This window comes from Mycolicibacterium palauense (genome assembly GCF_002592005.1).
In the GTDB taxonomy this organism is placed as follows: domain Bacteria; phylum Actinomycetota; class Actinomycetes; order Mycobacteriales; family Mycobacteriaceae; genus Mycobacterium; species Mycobacterium palauense.
In genome coordinates this window covers 1-6,692 of the sequence record NZ_NVQF01000151.1, presented here as the reverse complement: position 1 = coordinate 6,692, position 6,692 = coordinate 1, and the positions used below count along the sequence as shown (strand labels likewise).

Annotated in this window: 8 protein-coding genes; 5 read left to right on the top strand and 3 right to left on the bottom strand. The window is 69.6% G+C overall.

Annotated elements, in window-relative coordinates:
- Positions 1 to 227: 227 nt before the first annotated feature.
- Positions 228 to 734, top strand: a complete 507-nt coding sequence (locus tag CSR00_RS28970; RefSeq protein WP_245906728.1) for an Rv1078 family RDD domain-containing protein — start codon at positions 228 to 230, stop codon at positions 732 to 734.
- 62 nt (positions 735 to 796) lie between these two features.
- The gene (locus tag CSR00_RS28965; RefSeq protein WP_099025810.1) at positions 797 to 1,975 is read left to right on the top strand and encodes a cystathionine gamma-synthase; all 1,179 of its coding nucleotides are present in this window, start codon (positions 797 to 799) and stop codon (positions 1,973 to 1,975) included.
- Between the two features lie 23 nt (positions 1,976 to 1,998).
- On the opposite strand, the gene CSR00_RS28960 is transcribed toward CSR00_RS28965, so the two are convergent.
- The 3 genes from CSR00_RS28960 to CSR00_RS28950 form a co-directional block, all read right to left on the bottom strand.
- Positions 1,999 to 2,691 carry a GOLPH3/VPS74 family protein gene (locus CSR00_RS28960; RefSeq protein WP_099025809.1) on the bottom strand — a complete coding sequence of 231 codons (693 nt, stop codon included), beginning with the start codon at positions 2,689 to 2,691 and terminating at the stop codon, positions 1,999 to 2,001.
- A gap of 60 nt (positions 2,692 to 2,751) precedes the next feature.
- Positions 2,752 to 3,246: a transcription elongation factor GreA gene (greA, locus tag CSR00_RS28955; RefSeq protein WP_099025808.1), complete on the bottom strand. Its 495-nt coding sequence runs from the start codon at positions 3,244 to 3,246 to the stop codon at positions 2,752 to 2,754.
- 261 nt (positions 3,247 to 3,507) lie between these two features.
- Positions 3,508 to 3,954: a DUF4307 domain-containing protein gene (locus tag CSR00_RS28950; RefSeq protein WP_099025807.1), complete on the bottom strand. Its 447-nt coding sequence runs from the start codon at positions 3,952 to 3,954 to the stop codon at positions 3,508 to 3,510.
- A 167-nt stretch (positions 3,955 to 4,121) separates the two neighbouring features.
- On the opposite strand from CSR00_RS28950, the gene mca reads away from it, so the two are divergent.
- From mca to CSR00_RS28935, 3 genes are all read left to right on the top strand, one after another.
- Positions 4,122 to 4,988, top strand: a complete 867-nt coding sequence (mca, locus tag CSR00_RS28945) for a mycothiol conjugate amidase Mca (RefSeq protein WP_099025806.1) — start codon at positions 4,122 to 4,124, stop codon at positions 4,986 to 4,988.
- Between the two features lie 5 nt (positions 4,989 to 4,993).
- Entirely contained in the window at positions 4,994 to 5,317 is a 324-nt protein-coding gene (locus CSR00_RS28940) for a hypothetical protein (RefSeq protein ID WP_099025812.1), read from the top strand.
- A partial coding sequence (locus tag CSR00_RS28935) for a thioredoxin domain-containing protein (protein ID WP_141564526.1) occupies positions 5,310 to 6,692 on the top strand: 1,383 nt, incomplete at its 3' end. The genes CSR00_RS28940 and CSR00_RS28935, both read left to right, overlap by 8 nt.

Sequence of the window (6,692 nt, the reverse complement as noted above, 5' to 3'; positions counted from 1 at the left end):
GCCGGCGGGAGGATAACTGGCTTAGAACAGATAGATCGGGATATGGTAGTAGAGCACTACAGCTAGTATTTGTTGTTCCAGCAGGGGACGGCATACAAGGTCAGCCTCGGTCTCGTGAGCTAGGAGATGAGTATAAGAGAGGGGTGTAGGCGTCCCGCGGCAGGGTCATCGGCGCCATCGGGGGCGGCCCGCCGCCCGGTTTCGGCGGGCCGCCCCCGATGGCGCCGATGACCCTGCCGCGGGACGCCTACACCCCGTGGATCACCCGTGTCGTCGCCTCGCTCATCGACGGGGTTGCGGTGCTGATCCTGGCCGCGATCGGCTTCGGGATCGCGATCGCCACCGGCGACAACGTGTGCACCGACCAGTCCGGCCGGTACGGAAGCGGGGTGGCGTGCTCCTCGGAGTTCTCGGCGACCGGGGTGATCGCGCTCGTGCTGCTCGATCTCGCGGCGCTGGCGTTCGTGGTGTGGAACTACGGCTACCGGCAGGGCACCACCGGCTCGAGCATCGGCAAGTCGGTCATGAAGTTCAAGGTGGTCAGCGAGAAGACCTGGCAGCCCATCGGTTTCGGATTGTCGATCGTCCGCCAGGTGGCCCACATCGTGGATACGCTGTTCTGCTACATCGGCTACCTGTTCCCGCTGTGGGACGCCAAGCGCCAGACCCTGGCCGACAAGATCATGTCGACGGTCTGCATACCGACCACCCCGCCGGGGCCGCCGTCGATGTGATCGGGCGTCATCGCCCGGCCGAGGGGAATCGGCCCGGCGGCGGCACACTACGCTCACCCACTATGAGTGAGCAGCGCAGCAAGGCAGACTCGCACCGCTGGCAGGGGCCGGCGACCCGGGCCATCCACGCCGGGTACCGCCCGGATCCGGCCACCGGCGCGGTGAACGCACCGATCTACGCCAGTTCGACGTTCGCCCAGGACGGCGTCGGCGGCCTGCGCGGCGGTTTCGAATACGCCCGCACCGGAAACCCCACGCGCGCATCCCTGGAGGCGGTGCTGGCGGCTGTCGAGCAGGGCGGCTACGCGCGGGCGTTCAGCTCCGGCATGGCCGCCACCGACTGTGCGCTGCGGGCCGTGCTGCGCCCCGGAGATCACATCGTCATCCCCGACGACGCCTACGGCGGAACGTTCCGGCTGATCGACAAGGTCTTCACCCAGTGGGGCATCCGGCACACGCCGGTGCCGCTGTCCGACGTCGACGCCGTGCGCGCGGCGTGCACCGACGCCACGAAGCTGATCTGGCTGGAGACCCCGACCAACCCGCTGCTGACGATCGCCGACATCGCCGCGATCGCCGAGGTGGGCCGGGAACGCGGCATCAAGGTGCTGGTGGACAACACCTTCGCCTCACCGGCACTGCAGCAACCGTTGGCGCTGGGCGCCGACATCGTGCTGCATTCGACGACGAAGTACATCGGCGGGCACTCCGATGTGGTCGGCGGGGCGCTGGTGACCAACGACGAGGAGCTCGACACCGCGTTCGCGTTCCTGCAGAACGGTGCGGGTGCGGTACCGGGACCGTTCGACGCGTACCTGACGATGCGGGGTCTCAAGACCCTGGTGCTGCGGATGGGCCGGCACAGCGAGAACGCCGCACGCGTGGCGGAGTTCCTCAACGGGCACCCGGCGGTGGCGAGCGTGCTGTATCCGGGCCTGCCCGAGCACCCCGGTCATGCCGTCGCCGCTCGCCAGATGAGCGGGTTCGGCGGGATGGTGTCGGTGCGGATGCGCGGCGGCCGGGAAGCGGCCAACAACCTGTGCGCCCGCACCGAGGTCTTCATCCTGGCCGAATCGCTGGGGGGCGTGGAGTCGCTGATCGAGCATCCCGGGGCGATGACCCACGCCTCGACGGCGGGTTCGCAGCTGGAGGTGCCCGACGACCTGGTGCGTCTGTCGGTGGGGATCGAGGACGTCACCGACCTCATCGGTGACCTGGAACAGGCGCTGGAGTCCCGCTGAGGGATCGGCTCGGGGGGACCGGCTCAGCGCGACCGGAGTCGTGACGGTGCCGGGGCGGGTCGGGCCAGTGTGGGACGCAGCGTCGCCGCGGTCACCGCGAGGTTGACCTCGGCGATCGCAGAGGTTTCGTCGACCCAGTTCCCGGCGGCGACGTCGGCGGCCTGCGCCCGGACCCACTCCCAGTCCCGTCGGTTCAGCGAGAACACCACGTCCAGGGCGTGCGCCGAATACAGAACGGTGATGACGGCGGCCGTCACCGGGCGGGGACGGTGGCCGTCGAGGAGCGTGCCCCGCAGCGCCGCGCGCAGCTCCGACACCCGGGCCCGATCGGCGATCGGCCACGCGCGGCGGCGTCTACCGCGACCACCCACCGGCGTGGGTCGCAGCCGACCCGTCCGGGTCAGCTGATCGAGCAGGTCGTCCTGGGCGGTGCGACCGATCCTGGCGACGGCCGTCCCGGCCTCGAGGGGCCGGCGGCGAAGGATCCGCAGCGCCGCGGCGCCCACCGGGTCGACGGGGGCGCCGTTGGCCAGCACCAGCAGCCGGTGGGCGGCGATACCGTCGGCCGGCAGCGACGGACGCAGATGACCGGCAAAGGCCAGGTCGAGCAACACCCCCGCGGCCAGCACCCGGCGGCGCCGGTCGGGCTCGAGCGCGGGCTGGGCGGCCGCGTTGTCGAGCAGCAGCAGCATCAGCCCCTCGGCGATGGGCGCCATGACGGTCGTTGTTCCGGCGCGGCGTCACCGTCGGGATTACCGGCGGGACCGCCGACGCGGTCAGGAGTGATAGGGCTCCGCGCTGACCAGCGTCACCTTGATGGAGTTGCCGTTGGGCACGGTGTAGGTGCGGGTCTCGCCGACCTTGGCGTCGATGAGCGCCCCGCCCAGCGGGGAGTTCGGCGAGTAGACCTCGAGCTTGCCGTCGTTGATGGCCTGCTCACGGGTGCCGATGAGGAACTTCTCCGTGTCCGACTCGTCGCCGTCGTAGTAGACCTCGACGACCGAACCGGGCAGGGCGATCCCGGACTGCTTGGGAGCCTCGCCGACCTTGGCGTTGTTGAGCAGCTCCTGGAGCTGACGGATCCGTGCCTCCTGCTGACCCTGCTCCTCGCGCGCCGCGTGATAACCGCCGTTCTCGCGCAGGTCACCCTCCTCGCGCCGGTCGTTGATCTCTGCGGCGATCGTGGGCCGGTTGGCGATCAGCTGGTCGAGCTCGGCCTTGAGCCGGTCGTAGGACTCCTGAGTCAGCCAGGTCACCTGGGTGTCAGTCATCTCGTCGCGCTCCTCGTTTGTTGGTCCGCGCTTGCTTCGCGTTGGGCAGTCTGTGCGTACCGTCGCCGCTGGGAGCGTGCGGAGTCACCGCGTGTATTGCCATCTCAGAGCCGCGGTCGACGCGCTAAAGAAGCAATACACGGTCCCAGCAGGAACCGTGTATCCGTCAATACTACCACCGGGCGGTAAGCCGATTTTCACGATTTCGTTCGATGCCGTTACCGCCGGGTTCCAGGCGGGCGGCCTCGGGGGCGGGGCTCGTCAGGGGGCCACCAGGTAGGCCGGCACGTCGGTGCCGCAGCCGTAGACGTCGCCGGTGACGGCCGGGCGGGACGTCTTGACCCGGCCCGTGACCTGCACGGTCACCTGATCCGACGGCGCCACCAGCAGCTCACGCCGCCCCGTCTCGCTGCCGTCCCTGGAGCGGGCCCGCACGATGCACACCACCGGCCGGGAGGGATCCTTTCTGGTCACGCTGATGGTGACGTCCACGGTGTGGTCGTCGATCAACTCGTAGCCGGTCAGTTCTCCCTTGACCTCCGAGGAGCCCAGGCGCTGGTAGCCGACGGCGGCGATCACCACCCCGAGGCCCAGCGCGATGACCGTCACGGCCAGCACGACACCCCGTCGCGAGGTCCGGGACAGGCGTTGGCGCCCGTACCGGGATTCAGGACGGGGGGTCGGAGCGTTGGTGGTGTCGTGAGCCATGAGCGTGTGTGGGGTATGTCTCCGGACAGGGATCGGGTTTCTGATCCGCGTCCGGAGAATGGAACTATGAGAAGTGGAACGGCTGGCCTACCAACCTACAGGTCGGCCCCGGGCCGGCCCGTGGACAGGGCCGAACGGCTTCTACGAGTGCGGAGTAAAGGCAGACTGTGACCGAACTGCGGTTGATGGCGGTGCACGCCCATCCGGACGACGAGTCCAGCAAGGGCGCCGCCACGATGGCTCGGTACGCCGACGAGGGGCACCGGGTCATGGTGGTGACCCTGACCGGCGGCGAGCGCGGAGACATCCTCAATCCGGCGATGGACCTGCCCGAGGTGCATGGCCGGATGTCCGAGATCCGGCGCGACGAGATGGCCCGCGCGGCGGGCATCCTCGGTGTCGAGCACACCTGGCTGGGATTCGTCGACTCCGGTCTGCCCGAGGGCGACCCGCTGCCGCCGCTGCCCGACGGGTGTTTCGCGCTGGTCCCGCTGGAGGAGTCCACCGAACGGCTGGTCCGGGTGATCCGTGAGTTCCGTCCGCACGTGATGACCACCTACGACGAGAACGGCGGCTATCCGCATCCCGACCACATCCGCTGCCACCAGGTGTCGGTCGCGGCCTACGAGGCCGCCGCCGACCACCACCGCTTCGCCGACGCCGGCGAACCGTGGAGTGTGTCCAAGCTGTACTACAACCACGGGTTCCTTCGGCAGCGCATGCAGCTGCTGCAGGATGAGTTCGCCAAACACGGCCGGACCGGGCCGTTCGAGAAGTGGCTGGAGCACTGGGATCCCGACCGCGACACGCTGGCGGGCCGGGTGACCACCCGGGTGCACTGCTCGGACTATTTCGAGCAACGCGACGACGCGCTGCGCGCCCACGCCACCCAGATCGACCCCACCGGGCACTTCTTTCACGCACCCATCGAGTGGCAGCAGCGGTTGTGGCCCACCGAGGAATACGAGCTCGCCCGTTCCCGGGTCAGGGTGTCGCTGCCCGAGACCGATCTGTTCGCGGGGATCGAACGGTGACCGGCATGTGGTTGTCCGCCGTGCTGGTGCTCGCCGACGAGACCGCGCCCTCCAACACCGGACCCGAGTTCGGCAAGGCCAGCCCGGTGGGCCTGCTGCTGATCCTGCTGCTGTTGATCGGCACGTTCTTCCTGGTGCGCTCGATGAACCGCCACCTCAAGAAGCTGCCGCAATCCTTCGACCGCGACAACCCCGAGGCCGACCGGGGCAGCGACGGGGGCAGCGTGGAGGGCACCGACAAGGGCACCATGGAGGGCACGGGGGACGGACCGGCCCGGGACAACGGGGCCGCCGACGGCCGCTTCGATCCGCGGGAGCCCAGTGGCTAACCGGCTGGCCGGTGCCACCAGCCCATACCTGCGCCAGCACGCCGACAACCCGGTGCACTGGCGGGAGTGGACCGGTGAGGCGCTGGCCGAGGCGGCCGATCGGGACGTGCCGATCCTGCTGTCGGTCGGCTACGCGGCCTGCCACTGGTGCCACGTGATGGCCCACGAGTCGTTCGAGGACGACGAGGTGGCCGCCGCCATGAACAAGGATTTCGTTTGCATCAAGGTCGACCGGGAGGAGCGCCCGGACCTCGACGCGATCTACATGAACGCCACCGTCGCACTGACCGGACAGGGCGGCTGGCCGATGACGTGCTTCCTGACACCCGACGGGCGGCCGTTCTTCTGCGGTACCTACTACCCCAAACCTCAGTTCCTGCAGCTTCTCTCGGCGGTGTCCGAGACCTGGCGGCAGCGCAGGGAGGAGGTCGAACGGGCCTCGGACCAGATCGGCGACGAGCTGCGCAGGCTGGCCTCCGGCCTGCCCGCCGGCGGACCCGAGGTGACCCCGGCGCTGTGCGATCACGCCGTGACCGCGCTGCTGCGCGACGAGGACGTCGAAGCCGGGGGTTTCGGTGGCGCCCCCAAGTTCCCGCCGTCGGCCCTGCTGGAGGCGCTGCTGCGCACCCACGAGCGAACCAGCTCGGCCGAGTCGCTGGCCGCGGTCGAGCGCACCTGCACCGCGATGGCCCGCGGCGGCATCTACGACCAGCTGGCCGGCGGATTCGCCCGCTACAGCGTCGACAATGACTGGGTTGTACCGCATTTCGAGAAGATGCTCTACGACAACGCCCTGCTGCTGCGGGCCTATGCCCACTGGGCCCGGCGCGCCGGCTCGGCGCTGGCCCGGCGGATCGCCGGCCAGACCGCGGACTTTCTGCTGCGCGACCTCACCGACCGGGGCATGTTCGTCGCGTCGCTGGACGCCGACGCCGACGGCCGGGAGGGCTCGACCTACGTCTGGACGCCCGGGCAGCTGCGCGACGTTCTGGGCGTGTCCGACGGTGACTGGGCCGCAGCGATCTTCGGGGTGACAGAGGCCGGGACCTTCGAGCACGGGACCTCGGTGCTGCAGCTGCGCTCCGACCCCGAGGACGGCCGGCAGCTGGAGCGCGTCGTCGGTGCGCTGCTGGGGGCCCGTGCCTGCCGGGTCCAACCGGGTCGTGACGACAAGGTCGTCAGCGCCTGGAACGGGCTGGCCATCACGGCCCTCGCCGAGGCGTCGGTGGCCCTGGACCGCCCGGATCTGTTGGCGGCGGCCGGGGAGTGTGCCGCGACGCTGCTGGCTCGGTCTCGTAGACACACCCGACTCTGCCCACGATGCTCCCGTCGTGCCTCCGGCTGTTCGTCCCGTCCTCATAATCATAACAGAAGA

What these genes read in the sequence shown, in the direction of transcription:
- CSR00_RS28970 (WP_245906728.1), top strand. Translation starts at nt 228, where the DNA reads ATGACCCTGCCGCGGGACGCCTACACCCCGTGGATCACCCGTGTCGTC.
- CSR00_RS28965 (WP_099025810.1), top strand. Translation starts at nt 797, where the DNA reads ATGAGTGAGCAGCGCAGCAAGGCAGACTCGCACCGCTGGCAGGGGCCG.
- CSR00_RS28960 (WP_099025809.1), bottom strand. Translation starts at nt 2,691, where the DNA reads ATGGCGCCCATCGCCGAGGGGCTGATGCTGCTGCTGCTCGACAACGCG.
- greA (WP_099025808.1), bottom strand. Translation starts at nt 3,246, where the DNA reads ATGACTGACACCCAGGTGACCTGGCTGACTCAGGAGTCCTACGACCGG.
- CSR00_RS28950 (WP_099025807.1), bottom strand. Translation starts at nt 3,954, where the DNA reads ATGGCTCACGACACCACCAACGCTCCGACCCCCCGTCCTGAATCCCGG.
- CSR00_RS28940 (WP_099025812.1), top strand. Translation starts at nt 4,994, where the DNA reads ATGTGGTTGTCCGCCGTGCTGGTGCTCGCCGACGAGACCGCGCCCTCC.